Origin of the sequence: Paraburkholderia sp. BR13444, from assembly GCF_040948755.1 — a bacterium.
In the GTDB taxonomy this organism is placed as follows: Bacteria; Pseudomonadota; Gammaproteobacteria; order Burkholderiales; family Burkholderiaceae; genus Paraburkholderia; species Paraburkholderia youngii.
The window spans coordinates 230,560-246,657 of the sequence record NZ_JBFPKM010000002.1 but is presented as its reverse complement, the minus strand read 5'-3'; the positions used below and the strand labels follow the sequence as shown (position 1 = coordinate 246,657).

Genomic DNA, 16,098 nt, shown 5'->3' with positions numbered 1-16,098 from the left:
TTGGTAAAACTACAACGAAATCTTCCCCACGCAGATGTCCTTGAACATCACCCAGTCGCCCATCAGGCTGTAAAGCGGATGACGGAAGGTGGCCGGCTTATTCTTTTCGAAGAAGAAATGGCCGACCCACGCGAAGCCATAGCCGCACACCACGGCCGCCGGCAGCCATACCCAGTTGCCGGTGGCGAGCGCCATCGCGAGAAAGCCAATGACTCCGAGCGAGCCGACGAAATGCAGCCGCCGCGACGTGATGTTGCGATGCTCGCTCAGGTAGTACGGATAAAACTCCGCGAAGCTCGCGAAGTGATCGGTATGTGCTGTATGAGCCATAGCGGCCTCCGGAGGCTGAAAAAGACAGCTTCAATCATTCTCCGGCGATCGCCTGCCTAACGCAACCTGGCCATTCGGCCGATGGCGCGGCGGGCTCGGCGTGGATATCGTCGTGATTCAGCGCCCTTCGTGCGGTGCCCGCGTCGCGAAGCTGTACAGCGCATCGAGCGTCGCGTCGGGTTGCTCGGTCATCAACGCGTGGCCCGCATCGAGCGTGACTGTGTCGACCGGCGTGCCCGCCTGCGCGAGCGCATCGGCGAGCGCTTTCGCCGCGCGCGGCGGCGTCATCGCGTCGCGGCGGCCGACGATCAGGCGCGTCGCGCAACGCACCTGCGCCGCGCGGGCGAGGCCGTCCGCATAGGTATGGCAGGCGGTGAAGTCGGTGTGGAACAGATGCGGCTCGCCGCTGGCGGACACGTGCTCCATCAGCCGCTGGTTCATACCGTGCAGCCAGAAGCCGGGGCCGGGGCACGAGGGCTTCGCGGCGAGCGTCGAATGCGACCACTGGTTGACCATGTCGATCGCCTCGGGCTCGCGATTGAGCGCCGCGTCGAGCAGCGCGTCGGAGACCGTCATCGGCAGCGCGGTCGCGAGCAGCGCAAGATGCGTGGCGCGCTGCGGATAGCGGCCGGCGAAGTCGAGCGCGATCAGCGAGCCCATGCTGTGACCGGCGACGAACGCACGCGTGACGCCCACGGTATCGAGCAGCGCGGCGAGCCAGTCGGCCAGCGCGGCGATGCTGGCGAGCGCGGGGCCGGCGCTGCGCCGGTGGCCCGGCAGGTCGAGCGCGAGCACGCCGAAGCCGTGATGCGCGAAATAGCGGCTTTGCAGCGCCCACACGCTGTGATCGTGCTCGGCGCCGTGGATGAACACGGCGGTCGGCAGGCCCGCGTCGAAGGGTTTGCCGCCGCTGTACGCGTAGGCCGGTTTGCCTTGGACGGTGACGATCATGGGGACTCCGGGCGGGCGGGGGTGTTCGTGGCGGCGGTTCTTTGCGCGGCCTTCAGCGCGCGCTTGAGATCGTCGATCAGGTCATCCGGATCTTCGAGCCCGATCGACAGACGGATCGTGCCTTCGGTGATACCGGCCGCGGCGAGCGCGGCGGCATCCATGCGGAAGTGCGTCGTCGATGCCGGGTGGATCACCAGCGAGCGCGCGTCGCCGACGTTCGCGAGGTGCGAGAACAGCGTCAGCGCTTCGATGAAGGCGCGCCCGGCCGCGCGGTCGCCGCGCAGGTTGAAGCTGAACACCGCTCCGGCGCCGCGCGGTAGCAGCCGCTTCGCGAGCGCGTGGTCGGGATGCGTCGGCAGCTCGGGATAGGCAACCGATTCGACCACCGCATGAGCGGCGAGAAACTCGACCACGCGGCGTGTGTTGGCGACGTGCCGCTCCATGCGCAACGGCAGCGTCTCGATGCCTTGCAGCAGTTGCCACGCGGCCTGCGGATGCAGGCACGCGCCGAAATCGCGCAAGCCTTCGCGCCGCGCGCGCAGCAGGAACGGCGCAACGGTGCTTTCCTCGGCGAACACCATGCCGTGGAAACCGTCGTATGGCTCGGTGAATTCGGGGAAAAGGCCGGAAGCCTCGAAGTCGAACGTGCCGCCGTCGACCAGCACGCCGCCGATCGTCGTGCCGTGGCCGCCGAGAAACTTGGTCGCCGAGTGGTAGACGAAGTCGGCGCCGTGCTCGAACGGGCGCAGCAGGTAGGGCGTCGTGAAGGTCGAATCGACCAGCAGCGGCACGCGGTGCGCGTGCGCGATCTGCGCGAGCGCGGCGATGTCGAGCACCTCGAGGCCCGGATTGCCGAGCGTTTCGCCGAATAGCAGGCGCGTGTTGGGGCGCAGCGCGGCGCGCCACGCGTCGAGGTCGCCGGGCTTCACGAAGGTGGTCTCGATACCGAAGCGCCGCAGCGTGTAGTGCAGCAGATTGTGCGAGCCGCCGTACAGCGCGCTCGACGCGACGATGTGGGAGCCGGCGCCCATCAGCGTCGCGATCGCCAGATGCAGCGCGGCCTGGCCGCTCGCGGTGCCGATCGCGCCGGCGCCGTTTTCGAGCGCGGCGACGCGCTCTTCGAACACGGCGACGGTCGGATTCGAGATGCGCGAATAGACGTGGCCGGCGCGCTCCATGTTGAACAGCGCGGCGGCGTGGTCCGAGTCGCGGAACGAAAACGACGTGGTCTGGTAGATCGGCGTCGCGCGCGCGCCGGTGGCGGGGTCGGGGGCAGCGCCGGCGTGCAGCGCAAGCGTATCGAAACGGTTGGCGGACATCGTGTGCGGCGGGCCGCGAGGGGCCACGCGAATGATCAGGGTAGGCCGGCCATCCTATCATTGGCGCGCGCCGCTTCAAGCGCGGTTTTCCCGTGGGGTGGACCGCGGATTTGTGCGGTTCGTGCCGGGAGCGGGGCATGCTCGCTATCTGGAAGTCAGATGAATTGGAGCCCCCGAAACCCCGCCGAGCCTTGGCTGGCGGGCCGCTTTCCTTTTATGGGCCTTTCCGATAGGATCGAAACAACCATTTAATGCACTGCAAGATTGGCGGTACGAGGAGATAGATCATGCGAGTCAGCGACATTCTTAAGGTCAAGGGCAACACCCTTTTTACGGTCACGCCGGATACCACGCTGCATGACGCCGTCATTACCATGGCCGAGCACGACATCGGCTCGCTCGTCGTGATGGAGTACGGCGACCTCGTCGGCATGCTGACGTTTCGCGAAATCATTCTGACCTTGAGGGAAAACGGCGGCAGCGTCAGTACTTCGACGATCCGCAAGGTGATGGACGACCATCCGCTCACCTGCACGCCCGAAACCGACGTCAACGAAGTGCGCCGCATGATGCTCGAGCATCACGTGCGTTATCTGCCGGTCATGGAAAGCCGCACGCTGATGGGCGTCATCTCGTTTTACGACGTCGCCAAGGCGGTGGTCGAGGAGCAGGGGTTCGAGAACCGCATGCTGAAGGCCTATATCCGCGACTGGCCGGAAGAGCAGGAAGGACAGGATCAGCAGCCGGCGCGTTGATGCGCGTGGCTCGAAGGTCGCGCTCCGGCCGTCGCCGCGAGCGCGAACCCGCCGACAGGGCGCGCGCGCAAGCGGGCGCTTTTTTTGTGTCCGGGCCGGTGCCCGGATCTGGAGCGCGCGTCGCACCGGCCCGTTTGTCCGCCGCTGCGCGCGCTTCATCGCCATTTTCCGCGCCGTTGTTCTGACTTCATGAACGATCGTCCGTTGCCTGCCGCCCGCCGCGCCGCTCGCGCGCACGAAGCGCACGAATCCCAGTTCCGCCTGCTCCGCCAGCGCCGTTTCGCGCCGTTCTTCTGGACACAGTTTCTCGGCGCGATGAACGACAACGTGTTCAAGATCGGCTTCACGTCGCTCGTCACCTATCAGGCGGCGCGCTTTTCGGGCGTAGATCCGAAAACCGCGGCGTTCCTGATCTCCGCGATTTTCATTCTGCCGTTCGTGCTGTTCTCGGCCACTTCCGGCCAGATCGCGGACAAGTACGACAAGGCGTTGCTCACGCGTCTCGTCAAGACTTTCGAGATCGCGGTGATGCTGGTCGGCGGCGCGGGCTTCTGGCTGCATAGCGCGCCGTTGCTGTATCTGTGCACGTTCCTGATGGGCGTGCATTCGACCGTATTCGGGCCGGTCAAGTACTCGTATCTGCCGCAGCATCTGTCGAAGGCCGAATTGGTCGGCGGCAACGGCATGATCGAGATGGGCACCTTCGTCGCGATCCTGGTCGGCACGATCGTCGGCGGCGCGGGCGCGGGGTTCGCCGAGCATGGCGCGGTGGTGCTCGCTGGCGCGTGTATCGCGATCGCGCTGATCGGGCGCGGCGTGTCCGGCTTCGTGCCGGCTACGCCCGCGCCGCAGCCCGGCTTGCGCATCAACTGGAACCCGGTCAGCGAAACGTGGCGCAATCTGAAGCTCGCGCACGAAAACCGCACGGTGTTTCTGAGCCTGCTCGGCATCTCGTGGCTGTGGTTCGTCGGCGCGACGTTTCTCGCGTCGTTTTTCAATTTTGCGAAGGACGTGCTGTCCGCCGATCCGGACGTCGTGACCGTGCTGCTCGCCACGTTTTCGATCGGCATCGGCATTGGCTCGCTGCTGTGCGAACGGCTGTCGAAGCGGCGGATCGAAGTCGGCCTCGTGCCGCTCGGCTCGATCGGCATGAGCGTGTTCGCGATCGATCTTTTTTTTGCGAGCCATGCGCTGCCGCCGGCGGGGCATCTGCTCAGCGTCGGGGAATTTCTCGCGCGGTTCGCGCATTGGCGCGTGCTCGCCGATCTGTTCCTGCTCGCGATGTTTGGCGGCTTCTACAGCGTGCCGCTGTATGCGCTGATTCAGAGCCGTAGTCAGCCGAGTCATCGCGCGCGCATCATCGCCGCGAACAATATCCTCAACTCGCTGTTCATGATCGTGTCGGCGTTGATGGCGATGGGCCTGACCGCCGCGGGCTTCGGCATTCCGGAAATTTTTCTCGTCACCGCGCTGCTGAACGTGGTGGTCGCGGGCTACATCTATTCGCTCGTGCCCGAGTTTCTGCTGCGCTTCGTTGCGTGGCTGCTCGTGCATACGTTTTACCGGATCCGGCTCGTGCACGCGGAGCGGATTCCGGAGCGCGGCGCGGCGGTGCTCGTGTGCAACCACGTCAGTTTCGTCGATGCGATCGTCATCATGGCCGAAAGCCCGCGGCCGATCCGCTTCGTGATGGACCATCAAATCTTCCGCTCGCCGTTCGTCGGCTGGCTGTTCCGCCATGCGAAGGCGATTCCGATCGCGCCCGCGCATCAGGACGCGGCGCTGCTCGCGCGTGCGTACGATCTGTGCGCGCGGGCGCTCGCGGACGGCGAACTCGTCTGCATCTTTCCCGAAGGCAAGCTGACGCGCACCGGTGAGCTGAACCCGTTTCGCCACGGCGTCGCCGAGATCGTCAGACGCACGCCGGCGCCGGTTATTCCGATGGCGCTGCATGGTCTGTGGGGCAGCGTGTTTTCGCGCGCGGTCGATGCCCACTGGCCGCGTCCGCTCAGAAAAGGCGTGATGAGCCGGCTGAGCCTCGCGGTCGGCGAGCCGATCGACCCGGCACTCGCGACGCCGGAAACACTGCAGCAGATCGTGACCGAGCTGCGCGGCGCGCGCAGATAGCCTTGGGCCGGTGCGCGGATGCCGAGGTCGCTAGCTCGTCCACTATCACCCGCATTCGGCCGCGCTGTCGCCATGCCCGTCTTCGGGGCGAGCGGGCTGGCATAATAGCGTTCTCCCCCGAATTTCTTTGGACGACGCTCATGTCCGGCAACACGCTCGGTACGCTTTTCACTGTCACGACCTTCGGCGAATCGCACGGCCCCGCTATCGGCTGCGTGATCGACGGCTGCCCGCCGGGCATGGCGCTCAACGAAGCCGATATCCAGTTCGAACTCGATCGCCGCAAGCCGGGCACGTCGCGCCACGTGACGCAGCGCCAGGAAGAGGACAAGGTCGAGATCCTGTCGGGCGTGTTCGAAGGTCACACCACCGGCGCGCCGATCGCGCTGCTGATCCGCAATACCGACCAGCGCAGCAAGGACTACGGCAACATCGCCGAGACGTTCCGCCCCGGCCACGCCGACTACACGTACTGGCAGAAGTACGGCATTCGCGATTACCGCGGCGGCGGCCGCTCGTCGGCACGGCTGACGGCGCCCACGGTCGCGGCGGGCGCGGTGGCGAAGAAGTGGCTGCGCGAGAAGTTCGGCACCGAGATTCGCGGCTATATGGCCGCGCTCGGCGAGATCGACGTGCCGTTCGTCGATTGGTCGCAGGTGCGCGAAAACCCGTTCTTCGTGCCGAATGCGCAGATCGTTCCGCAGCTCGAGGCGTATATGGACGCGCTGCGCAAGGACGGTGATTCGATCGGCGCGCGCATCAACGTGGTCGCCTCCGGTGTGCCGGTCGGCCTCGGCGAGCCGCTGTTCGACCGCCTCGACGCCGACATCGCGCACGCGATGATGGGCATCAACGCGGTGAAGGGCGTCGAGATCGGTGCGGGCTTCGCGAGCGTCGCGCAACGCGGCTCGGTGCATGGCGACGAGCTGACGCCGGAGGGCTTCGTCGGCAATCACGCGGGCGGGGTGCTCGGCGGCATTTCGACGGGACAGGACATCACGGTGTCGATCGCGATCAAACCGACCTCGAGCATTCGCACGCCGCGCCGTTCGATCGACAAGGCGGGACAGCCGGTGGTCGTCGAAACCTTCGGGCGGCACGACCCGTGCGTCGGCATTCGCGCGACGCCGATCGCCGAGTCGATGCTTGCGCTCGTGCTGATCGATCACGCGCTGCGCCATCGCGCGCAATGCGGCGATGTGGCCGTGAGCACGCCGAAGATCGCGGCGAGCGCGCCGTAACGCTGACGCGGCCCCGAGATTGGCGGCGAACGAGCCGCCATGAAAATGAATAGGGAAGGGGACGGACGAAACGCGCGAGAATGCGCGCAGACGAAGGCGCGAGCGCGCTATCGGAATTTGCCTTCGCGACGCTGCCGCTTATCGCACAGCGCCGCAAAAGCAAACAGCACGACAATTACATGTTCGGATAGTTCGGCCCGCCACCGCCTTCCGGCGTGACCCACACGATATTCTGCGTCGGGTCCTTGATATCGCAGGTCTTGCAGTGCACGCAGTTCTGCGCATTGATGACGAGCCGCTCGTTGCCTTCGTCATTCTTCACGAACTCGTACACGCCAGCCGGGCAATAACGCGCCTCCGGTCCCGCATAGGTCTGCCAGTTCACGTTGACCGGCACGGTCGGATCTTTCAGCGTCAGGTGCGCCGGCTGATTTTCCTCGTGGTTCGTGTTCGAGATGAACACCGAAGAGAGCCGGTCGAACGTCAGCTTGCCGTCCGGCTTCGGATAGGTGATCGGCTTGCACTGCGAAGCCGGCTTCAGCATCTCGTGATCGGAATGCTGGTGATGCAGGGTCCAGGGCACGTTGCCGCCGAGCAGCTTCTGCTCGACGCCGACCATCAGCGTGCCGAGGTAGAGACCCTTGCTCATCCACTGCTTGAAGTTACGCGCGCGATACAGCTCGGTATAGAGCCACGACGTCTTGAAGGTTTCCGGATAAGCGGTCAGTTCGTCCGACTGACGGCCGGCCCGTACGGCGGCGAATGCGGCGTCGGCGGCGAGCATGCCGGTCTTGATCGCGGCGTGCGAACCCTTGATCCGCGAAGCGTTCAGGAAGCCCGCGTCGTCGCCGACAAGTGCGCCGCCCGGGAACACCAGCTTCGGCAGCGACATCAGACCGCCCGCGGTGATCGCGCGCGCGCCGTATGACACGCGCTTGCCGCCTTCCAGAATCGCGCGGATCGCCGGATGCGTCTTGTAGCGCTGGAATTCCTCGAACGGCGACAGATACGGATTCGAATAGCCGAGGCCGACCACGAAGCCGACCACGACCTGGTTGTTGTCCATGTGATAGAGGAACGAGCCGCCGTAGGTGTCGTTTTCGAGCGGCCAGCCGGCCGTGTGCATCACCAGACCCGGCTTGTGCTTCGCGGGATCAATCTCCCACAGCTCCTTGATGCCGAGGCCGTACACCTGCGGATCGACGCCGTCGCGCAGCTTGAACTTCTCGTTCAGCTGGCGGCCGAGGTGGCCGCGCGCGCCTTCGCAGAACAGCGTGTACTTCGCGTGCAGCTCCATGCCGAGCTGGAAGTTCTCGGTCGGCTCGCCGTCCTTGCCGATGCCGAGATTGCCGGTCGCGACGCCTTTTACCGAGCCGTCGTCGTTGTACAGCACTTCAGCCGCCGGAAAGCCCGGGAAAATCTCGACGCCGAGCGCCTCGGCCTGTTGACCCAGCCAGCGCGTGACGTTCGCGAGGCTGATCACGTAGTTGCCGTGGTTCTTGAAATTGTCCGGCAGCGCCCAGTTCGGCACGCTCTTCGCGCCCGTCGCCGACAGGAACAGGAAGCGGTCTTCGGTCACCTCGACCGTCAGCGGCGCGCCTTTTTCTTTCCAGTCCGGGATCAGCTCGGTCAGCGCGCGCGGGTCCATCACCGCGCCCGACAGGATATGCGCCCCGATCTCAGAGCCTTTTTCGAGTACGCAGACGCCAAGCTCGACGCCCTGTTCGGCGGCGCGCTGCTTCAGACGAATGGCAGCCGACAGGCCCGCAGGGCCGCCGCCGACGATGACGACGTCATACTCCATCGACTCGCGCGGGCCGTACTGCTCAATGAGACTTGCGGGGGTCATTGATGCTCCTCTTACCGTTAGAATGCTTTTTTCGGGTTCGTATTGTGGGCGATCGATCCCTACGCCGCAACCCAAAAGCCACAGATTAGCACGAGCGTACTATTTCATGATACGGTATAGACCCTTATCGCGGTCGTACCAAACCCCGTCAACCGCAGTTGTCACTACAACCGAGCAAGGAAAGACAATGGGCCGTTCGATCAATCTGGAAGGCAAGGTCGCGCTGATCACTGGCGCCTCGAGCGGGTTGGGCAAGCGCTTCGCGCAGGTGCTGTCGCAGGCGGGCGCGAAGGTCGTGCTGGCGAGCCGACGGACCGAGCGGCTCAAGGAGCTGCGCGCGGAAATCGAGGCGTCCGGCGGCGCCGCGCACGTGGTGTCGCTCGACGTGACCGACTACCAGAGCATCAAGTCGGCGGTCGCGCACGCCGAGACCGAAGCCGGCACTATCGATATCCTCGTCAATAACTCGGGCGTGTCGACTACGCAGAAGCTGTCCGAGGTCACGCCGGCGGACTTCGAATACGTGTTCGACACCAATACGCGCGGCGCTTTTTTCGTCGCGCAGGAAGTCGCCAAGCGCATGATCATGCGCGGCAACAACGCGCAGAAGCCGTCGTACCGGATCATCAACATCGCGTCGATGGCGGGCTTGCGCGTGCTGCCGCAAATCGGCCTGTATTCGATGAGCAAGGCCGCGGTCGTCCACATGACGAAGGCGATGGCGCTCGAGTGGGGCAAGCATGGCATCAATGTGAACGCGATCTGCCCCGGCTATATCGACACCGAGATCAACCACCACCACTGGTCGACCGATCAGGGGCAGAAACTGATTGCGATGCTGCCGCGCCATCGGGTCGGCAAACCGGAGGATCTCGACGGGCTGCTCCTGCTGCTCGCGGCGGACGAATCGCAGTTCATCAACGGCTCGGTGATCGCCGCCGACGACGGTTTCGGGCTCGCGTGAGCGCGCAGTCAAACGTTTCAACAGTCAGGCAGCAAAGGAAGAACGGAAGTAATGCATGAGCGATTTTCACGCAGTTTTCGAAATGACGATGCCGATCCGCTGGGGCGACATGGACGCCTTCGGTCACGTCAACAACACGGTTTATTTTCGCTACATGGAGCAGGTGCGGATTTCCTGGTTCGAACACATGGACTTCCTCGGCGAGCGCCCGGACGGGCAGGGGCCGGTGATTGTCAATGCGTCGATGGAGTTTCTGAAGCAGCTGCACTATCCGGGTGACGTGATCGGCCGGATGTCGGTGGCCACGCCGGGGCGCAGCAGCTTCGATACGGCTTTCGAGCTTTTGCGTGCCGATGAGCCGGACACGCTCTATGCGCGGGGCGCCGCGCGATGCGTGTGGATCGACTACGCGGCAGGCAAGTCGATGCCAGTGCCCGACGTGCTGCGCGCGGCCATCGAGAGCGCGGCTCTCGTCAAGGCTGCCTGACGGCGTTGCCCTGAGCGCGCGGTCGCGCGCGTCATACTCTCTTTCTCTGTCAATCTCCGAGCAGCCGCTGCAACAGCTCGGTCGCATTGCCCGTATCGTATTTACGCATGAGCCGCGCACGGTAGACGTCGACCGTGCGCGGGCTGATGTCGAGCACGCGGCCGATCTGCTTGCTGGTCTTGCCGGTCACCAGTTGCGCGGCGATTTCGCGCTCGCGCGGCGTCAGTTCCACCGCGACCCGGCGGGTCGCGCTCAGGTCCTCGAAGGTCCAGACACCTGCCGCATGCGGGTCGGTGCGCTGCTGCGCGCGGCCCGTCACGTGACACCAGAACAGCTCGCCGTTCGCGCGTTTCATGATGCGGTCGTCCGCGTAGCTGCCTTGCGCGGTCATGATCGGCGGAATGCGCGCGCCGATCCGCTCGAACTCATCCGCCGATGGGTACAACACCTGGAATGACTGACCGATCAGCGCGTCGCGCGCGTAGCCGAAAATCGACGCGAGTTCGTCGTTGCAGTCTTCGATGGTCCGCTCGCGCGACAGCACGAGTCCGATCGGCGCGAGGTGAAATGCAGTGCGGTAATCCAGAGCGGGCATGGGCGGGGCGGCAAGTACTTATGTATTTTTGCGTATTGTGCCGTATGGCGGGCCCAGCGTACTCTTTCGGGCAGATGACAACGCGGCGCATGCCGCGGATGACTACTAGAATGACGTAGCGGTATCGTGAGGCGACGTGAAGTTCGCCAGTTGCGATATCAGCCGCAATGATCCGGCGGCCTGCGTACAGGTTTCGGGTTTCCATAGAGGAAGGGACATACAGATGAACAAGGTCTATCCAGGCGCCGCCGAGGCGCTGAAGGACATCGTCAAGGACGGGCAGACGTTCGCCGTCGGCGGCTTCGGCTTGTGCGGCATTCCCGAGGCGCTGATCGCGGCGCTGCGCGATTCGAAGGTGCGGGGCATCACCTGCATCAGCAACAACGCGGGCGTCGACGGTTTCGGCCTCGGCCTGCTGCTCGAGACGCGTCAGATCAGGAAGATGATCTCGTCGTACGTCGGTGAGAACAAGGAGTTCGAGCGTCAGTACCTGGCCGGCGAACTCGAGCTCGAATTCACGCCGCAAGGCACGCTCGCCGAGAAGCTGCGCGCAGGCGGCGCGGGCATCCCGGCGTTTTTCACGAACACTGGTTTCGGCACGCAGATCGCCGAGGGCAAGGAAACCCGTCAGTTCGGCGAGAACCACTACGTGCTCGAACATTCGCTGACCGCGGATATCGGGCTCGTCAAGGCATGGAAGGCCGACAAGGCCGGCAACCTTATCTATCGCCGCACCGCGCGCAACTTCAATCCGATGTGCGCGATGGCGGGCCGCATCACCGTCGCGGAGGTCGAAGAGATCGTCGAAGTGGGCGAGCTCGATCCGGACGCGATCCACACGCCTGGCATCTTCGTGCAGCGCATCGTGCTGAATGCGCATCCGGAAAAACGCATCGAACAACGCGTCGTCCGCGCGAAAGGAGACTGATCATGGCATGGACTCGTGACGAAATGGCCGCGCGCGCGGCGAAGGAACTGCAGGACGGCTTTTATGTGAACCTCGGCATCGGCTTGCCGACGCTGGTCGCGAACCACGTGCCGGCGGGCGTCGAAGTGTGGCTGCAGTCGGAAAACGGTCTGCTCGGCATCGGCCCGTCGCCGACCGAAGATGAAGTCGACGCCGACCTGATCAACGCCGGCAAGCAGACGGTGACGACGCTGCCCGGTTCGTCGATTTTCTCCTCGGCGGATTCGTTCGCGATGATTCGCGGCGGCCACATCAATCTGGCGATCCTCGGCGCGATGCAGATCAGCAAGAAGGGCGATCTCGCGAACTGGATGATCCCGGGCAAGATGATCAAGGGCATGGGCGGCGCGATGGACCTGGTCGCGGGCGTCAAGCGCGTGGTCGTGCTGATGGAGCACGTCGCCAAGGGCGATCAGCACAAGATCCTCGAAGAATGCACGCTGCCGCTGACGGGCGTGGGTGTGGTCGATGAGATCATCACCGATCTCGGCGTGATCGAAGTGACCGAAAACGGCTTGAAAGTGACCGAACTTGCGCCGGGCGTGAGCGTCGACGAAATCAAGGCGAAGACCGGCGCGCCGCTCGATGTGAGCGCGGTGAGCTGACGCGGGTGGAGACGCCGCTGCGCGCGTCGATGCGAGCGCGACGGCAACGATGCTTTCCGGACGGGCGAGACGCGAGTCTCGCCCGTTCTATTTTTGGCGCGCGGCGCCAGATGCGCCGGACGGTTTGCACGATCTTCCTAAGCCTTCTGGCCGATGCTTGCCGCGCGACGAAGCGGTTTACAATCGTTCGCAGCCCAATCCGCAGCGTCTTTGCAAGGACACCAGATGACCGCAACGACTTATGCTTCCACCACCGGGCGGCCCGCGCCGCGTCAACGTTACGTGCAGTGCGCGAGCGCGGCCGGCCTGCATCGCGTCGCCTATACCGAGTGGGGCGATCCGGACAATCCGCGCGTGCTGCTGTGCGTGCACGGACTGACACGATCGGGGCGCGATTTCGACCGACTCGCTGCCAACTTCGCGGACACCTATCGCGTGGTGTGCCCGGACGTGGTTGGCCGGGGCTTGTCGTCGTGGCTCGCGAACCCCAACTTATATGCGGTACCGCAGTACGTCGCCGACATGGTCACGCTGATCGCGCGGCTCGACGTCGACACCGTCGACTGGTTCGGCACCTCGATGGGCGGCCTGATCGGCATGGGGCTCGCCGGTCTGCCGGACACGCCGATCCGTAAGCTGCTGCTGAACGACGTCGGGCCGCATCTGGAGCCGGTCGCGGTCAAGCGCATCGGCGATTACCTCGGCAAGCCCGTACGCTTCGATACGCTGCAGCAGGGTGTCGACTACGCGGCGCAACTCGCGCAGGGCTTCGGCCCGCTGACGCCTGACGAATGGCGCGAAATCAATACGCCGTTGCTGCGCGAAGAGGCAGGTGCGTGGGTGCTGCGCTATGACCCGCGCATCGCCCAGCCGTTCGCGGCGGTCAACGAGGAGGCGGCGAAGCTCGGCGAAGCGGCGCTGTGGCATTCGCTCGCGTCGTTCCAGGGGCCGGTGCTCGTGGTGCGCGGCGAGCAGTCGGATTTGCTGTCGCGTGAAACGGTCGCGAAGATGGTGGCGGCCGGGCGTGCCGTATCGAGCGTGGAGATCGCGGGCGTAGGTCATGCGCCGGCGTTTCTCGCGGCGGACCAGATCGCGCTCGCGAGGGAGTTCTTCATCGGTTCGGCCGCCAACGGGTCATAATATTAAGTTCCGTATGAAGCTTTTATTAGCAGTGTCGTGCGGCATGTAGTTCGATCAACCCTCAGCTCAGGACATTTCATGGCAGTCATTCGTTATCACGTCGGCAAGCGTCTCTCGGAAATGGCCGTGCACAACGGCACCGTGTACCTCGCGGGTCAGATCGCCGAGGACGACGATCAGGACATCACCGGCCAGACGCGCGAAGTGCTCGGCCACATCGACCGTCTGCTCGCTGAAGCGAACAGCGACAAGTCGCTGCTGCTGTCGGTGCAGATCTATATCTCGGACATGGCGCATTTCGCCGGCATGAACGCCGTGTGGGACGAGTGGGTAGCGCAGGGTGACACGCCGCCGCGCGCAACCGTCGAGGCAAAGCTCGCGAATCCGAAGTGCCTCGTCGAAATCGTCGTGATCGCGGCGCAGCGCAGCTGATTTGCGGTTGAGAGGCCGCACCGTTGTTGATTTTCCGTTGAATCGTCTGGCCCGGCGGGCCGTCGCACCATGAATACCGAAACCGTTCCGAAGGCGCCTCATCCCCATCGTTCCTTCGACGAAGCGATGGCGTTCGTGCGCGAGCATGCGGGCGAGGTGCGGCTGTCGTCGGGCGAATTGCTCGCGGATCACGCGTTGGGCACCGCGTCGATCATGCGCAAGCTCAACGTCGATCCGCCGGCGGTGCTGGCCGCGGCGCTGTTCGCGCTGACACCGCATCTGCACGATCCGGAGCGCGTGATCGCCGACAACTTCGGCGAAGAAGTCGCGCAACTGGTCGGCGACGTGCGCAAGCTGCTGCGGCTCGGCACGGTCAGTTTGCGTGCGGCGCAAAACGCGATGCCCGAGGCCGGGCGTGACGCGCAGGCTGCGCGCCGCGCGCAGGTCGAGGCGCTGCGCAAGATGCTGCTCGCGTTCGCGCAGGACATTCGCGTCGTGCTGATCCGCCTCGCGTCGCGGCTGCAATCACTGCGTTACTACGCGGCCGCGAAGATCACGCCGTCGCCCGACGTCGCGCGCGAAACCCTCGATATCTACGCACCGCTCGCGAACCGCCTCGGCATCTGGCAATTGAAGTGGGAGCTCGAGGATCTCGCGTTCCGTTTCGAGGAGCCGGACACCTACAAGCGCATCGCGAAGCTGCTCGACGAGAAGCGCGTCGAGCGTGAGAGCTATGTCGCACAGGCGATCGAACGCCTGCAGCAGGAGCTGGCCGCCGCGCACATCCGCGCCGAAGTGAGTGGTCGGCCGAAGCATATCTACAGCATCTGGCGCAAGATGCGCGGCAAGCAGCTCGACTTCGCGGAGCTGTACGACGTGCGCGCGTTTCGCGTGATCGTGCCGGACATCAAGGACTGCTACACCGTGCTCGGCATCGTGCACAACCTGTGGCAGCCGGTGCCGAAGGAGTTCGACGATTACATCTCCCGGCCGAAGCCGAACGGCTACAAGTCGCTGCACACGGTCGTGATCGGCGACGACGGCCGCGCGTTCGAAGTGCAGATCCGCACGCAGGAAATGCATCGCTTCGCCGAATACGGCGTGGCCGCGCACTGGCGCTACAAGGAAGCGGGTGCGCGCGGCTATGGCGGCACGTTCACCGCGAGCGAGAAATACGACGAGAAGATCGCCTGGTTGCGACAGCTGCTCGCGTGGAAGGACGAGGTGTCCGAGGGCGAGCATGGCGAAGCGGGCGCGGTGCAGCCATGGGAGCAGTTGCGGCAGGCCACGCTCGACGATGATCACATCTACGTGCTGACGCCGCAGGCGCGCGTGATTCCGTTGCCGCACGGCGCGACGCCGATCGACTTCGCGTATCACCTGCACAGCGAGCTTGGGCATCGTTGCCGCGGCGCGCGCGTCGACGGCGTGATGGTGCCGCTCAACACCGCATTGCAGAATGGCCAGACGGTCGAGATCGTGGCGGTGAAGGAGGGTGGTCCGTCGCGCGACTGGCTCAATCCGCAGCTTGGCTATCTGCAAAGCGGGCGAGCGCGGCAGAAGGTGCGCGCGTGGTTCAACGCGGTCGAGTTGCAGGAGCACATCGCGAACGGTCGCGCGATGGTTGAAAAAACCCTGCAGCGCGAAGGCAAGACCTCGGTCAATCTCGATCAGCTGGCCGCGCGGCTTGGTTTCAAGACCACTGACGACCTGTTCTCCGTGGTCGGCAAGGAGGAATTCAGCCTGCGGCTCGTCGAGCAGGCGCTGCAGGACGCGCCGCCGCCCGAGCCCGAGCTCGAGGCGCCGGAAAAATTCGAGAAACGCAGCAGTGGCGCGAGCGTCGCGCGCGGCGCGTCTACCGGCGTGCTGGTGGTCGGCGTCGATGCATTGCTCACCCAGCTCGCGCGCTGCTGCCGGCCCGCGCCGCCCGACGACATCTGCGGCTTCGTCACGCGCGGCAAGGGCATGTCGGTGCATCGCAGCGACTGCGCGACGTTCCGCCGGATGGCAGAGCGCGCGCCGGAGCGCGTGCTGCAGACCGCGTGGTCGGCGGACGTGATGAGCGGTCGCGGCCAGTCCGTCTACCCGGTCGATCTCAGCATCGAGGCGACGGACCGACAAGGCTTGCTGCGCGATATCTCTGAAGTGTTCGCGCGGGAAAAGATGAACGTGATCGGCGTGAAGACGCAAACCCGCCGCAATGCCGCGTTCATGCAATTTACCGTCGAGGTTTCCAGCTCTGCGCAGATCCAGCGCGCGTGCACGTTGCTGGGCGAAATCACGGGCGTGGTGCGGGCGACGCGCAAGAACTGAGACGCGAACGATTGGAAAAGGGC

At 64.8% G+C, this 16,098-nt stretch carries 15 protein-coding genes; 10 read left to right on the top strand and 5 right to left on the bottom strand.

Going from position 1 to position 16,098, the window contains the following annotated elements:
- Positions 1 to 9: 9 nt before the first annotated feature.
- The 3 genes from AB3X95_RS05455 to AB3X95_RS05445 form a co-directional block, all read right to left on the bottom strand.
- Positions 10 to 330, bottom strand: a complete 321-nt coding sequence (locus AB3X95_RS05455) for a DUF962 domain-containing protein (RefSeq protein WP_184226594.1) — start codon at positions 328 to 330, stop codon at positions 10 to 12.
- Between the two features lie 117 nt (positions 331 to 447).
- On the bottom strand, positions 448 to 1,281 hold the full coding sequence (locus tag AB3X95_RS05450; protein WP_368620855.1) for an alpha/beta fold hydrolase: 834 nt from the start codon (positions 1,279 to 1,281) through the stop codon (positions 448 to 450).
- Complete coding sequence (locus tag AB3X95_RS05445; RefSeq protein ID WP_176124020.1) at positions 1,278 to 2,600, bottom strand: O-acetylhomoserine aminocarboxypropyltransferase; 1,323 nt, start codon at positions 2,598 to 2,600, stop codon at positions 1,278 to 1,280. Before AB3X95_RS05445 ends, AB3X95_RS05450 begins: the two co-directional genes overlap by 4 nt.
- 287 nt (positions 2,601 to 2,887) lie before the next feature.
- Here AB3X95_RS05445 and AB3X95_RS05440 point away from each other — a divergent pair, with 287 nt between their 5' ends.
- From AB3X95_RS05440 to aroC, 3 genes are all read left to right on the top strand, one after another.
- Entirely contained in the window at positions 2,888 to 3,355 is a 468-nt protein-coding gene (locus tag AB3X95_RS05440; protein ID WP_368620854.1) for a CBS domain-containing protein, read from the top strand.
- A 189-nt stretch (positions 3,356 to 3,544) separates the two neighbouring features.
- Positions 3,545 to 5,482: an MFS transporter gene (locus AB3X95_RS05435; RefSeq protein ID WP_368620853.1), complete on the top strand. Its 1,938-nt coding sequence runs from the start codon at positions 3,545 to 3,547 to the stop codon at positions 5,480 to 5,482.
- 140 nt (positions 5,483 to 5,622) lie between these two features.
- A complete protein-coding gene (aroC, locus tag AB3X95_RS05430; protein ID WP_184226598.1) occupies positions 5,623 to 6,723 on the top strand; it encodes a chorismate synthase in 1,101 nt (366 codons plus the stop codon).
- A 175-nt stretch (positions 6,724 to 6,898) separates the two neighbouring features.
- Here aroC and AB3X95_RS05425 read toward each other — a convergent pair whose 3' ends face one another.
- Positions 6,899 to 8,572, bottom strand: a complete 1,674-nt coding sequence (locus tag AB3X95_RS05425) for an electron transfer flavoprotein-ubiquinone oxidoreductase (RefSeq protein WP_368620852.1) — start codon at positions 8,570 to 8,572, stop codon at positions 6,899 to 6,901.
- Positions 8,573 to 8,759: 187 nt separating this feature from the next.
- On the opposite strand from AB3X95_RS05425, the gene AB3X95_RS05420 reads away from it, so the two are divergent.
- Together AB3X95_RS05420 and AB3X95_RS05415 are read left to right on the top strand one after the other, a co-directional pair.
- Positions 8,760 to 9,536, top strand: coding sequence for an SDR family oxidoreductase (locus AB3X95_RS05420; RefSeq protein WP_013089927.1), 777 nt, complete (start codon positions 8,760 to 8,762; stop codon positions 9,534 to 9,536).
- A gap of 55 nt (positions 9,537 to 9,591) precedes the next feature.
- Positions 9,592 to 10,023 carry a thioesterase family protein gene (locus tag AB3X95_RS05415; protein ID WP_176124024.1) on the top strand — a complete coding sequence of 144 codons (432 nt, stop codon included), beginning with the start codon at positions 9,592 to 9,594 and terminating at the stop codon, positions 10,021 to 10,023.
- Between the two features lie 49 nt (positions 10,024 to 10,072).
- Here AB3X95_RS05415 and AB3X95_RS05410 read toward each other — a convergent pair whose 3' ends face one another.
- Positions 10,073 to 10,618, bottom strand: coding sequence for a LuxR C-terminal-related transcriptional regulator (locus AB3X95_RS05410; protein ID WP_018421157.1), 546 nt, complete (start codon positions 10,616 to 10,618; stop codon positions 10,073 to 10,075).
- Positions 10,619 to 10,841: 223 nt separating this feature from the next.
- On the opposite strand from AB3X95_RS05410, the gene AB3X95_RS05405 reads away from it, so the two are divergent.
- The 5 genes from AB3X95_RS05405 (at position 10,842) to AB3X95_RS05385 (ending at position 16,075) form a co-directional block, all read left to right on the top strand.
- Positions 10,842 to 11,546, top strand: a complete 705-nt coding sequence (locus AB3X95_RS05405) for a CoA transferase subunit A (RefSeq protein WP_176108079.1) — start codon at positions 10,842 to 10,844, stop codon at positions 11,544 to 11,546.
- 2 nt (positions 11,547 to 11,548) lie between these two features.
- Positions 11,549 to 12,190, top strand: a complete 642-nt coding sequence (locus AB3X95_RS05400; protein WP_013089923.1) for a CoA transferase subunit B — start codon at positions 11,549 to 11,551, stop codon at positions 12,188 to 12,190.
- 225 nt (positions 12,191 to 12,415) lie between these two features.
- On the top strand, positions 12,416 to 13,330 hold the full coding sequence (locus AB3X95_RS05395) for an alpha/beta fold hydrolase (RefSeq protein ID WP_368620851.1): 915 nt from the start codon (positions 12,416 to 12,418) through the stop codon (positions 13,328 to 13,330).
- A gap of 78 nt (positions 13,331 to 13,408) precedes the next feature.
- Positions 13,409 to 13,762, top strand: coding sequence for a RidA family protein (locus tag AB3X95_RS05390; RefSeq protein WP_018435253.1), 354 nt, complete (start codon positions 13,409 to 13,411; stop codon positions 13,760 to 13,762).
- 69 nt (positions 13,763 to 13,831) lie between these two features.
- Entirely contained in the window at positions 13,832 to 16,075 is a 2,244-nt protein-coding gene (locus tag AB3X95_RS05385; protein WP_184226601.1) for a bifunctional (p)ppGpp synthetase/guanosine-3',5'-bis(diphosphate) 3'-pyrophosphohydrolase, read from the top strand.
- Positions 16,076 to 16,098 lie beyond the last annotated feature (23 nt).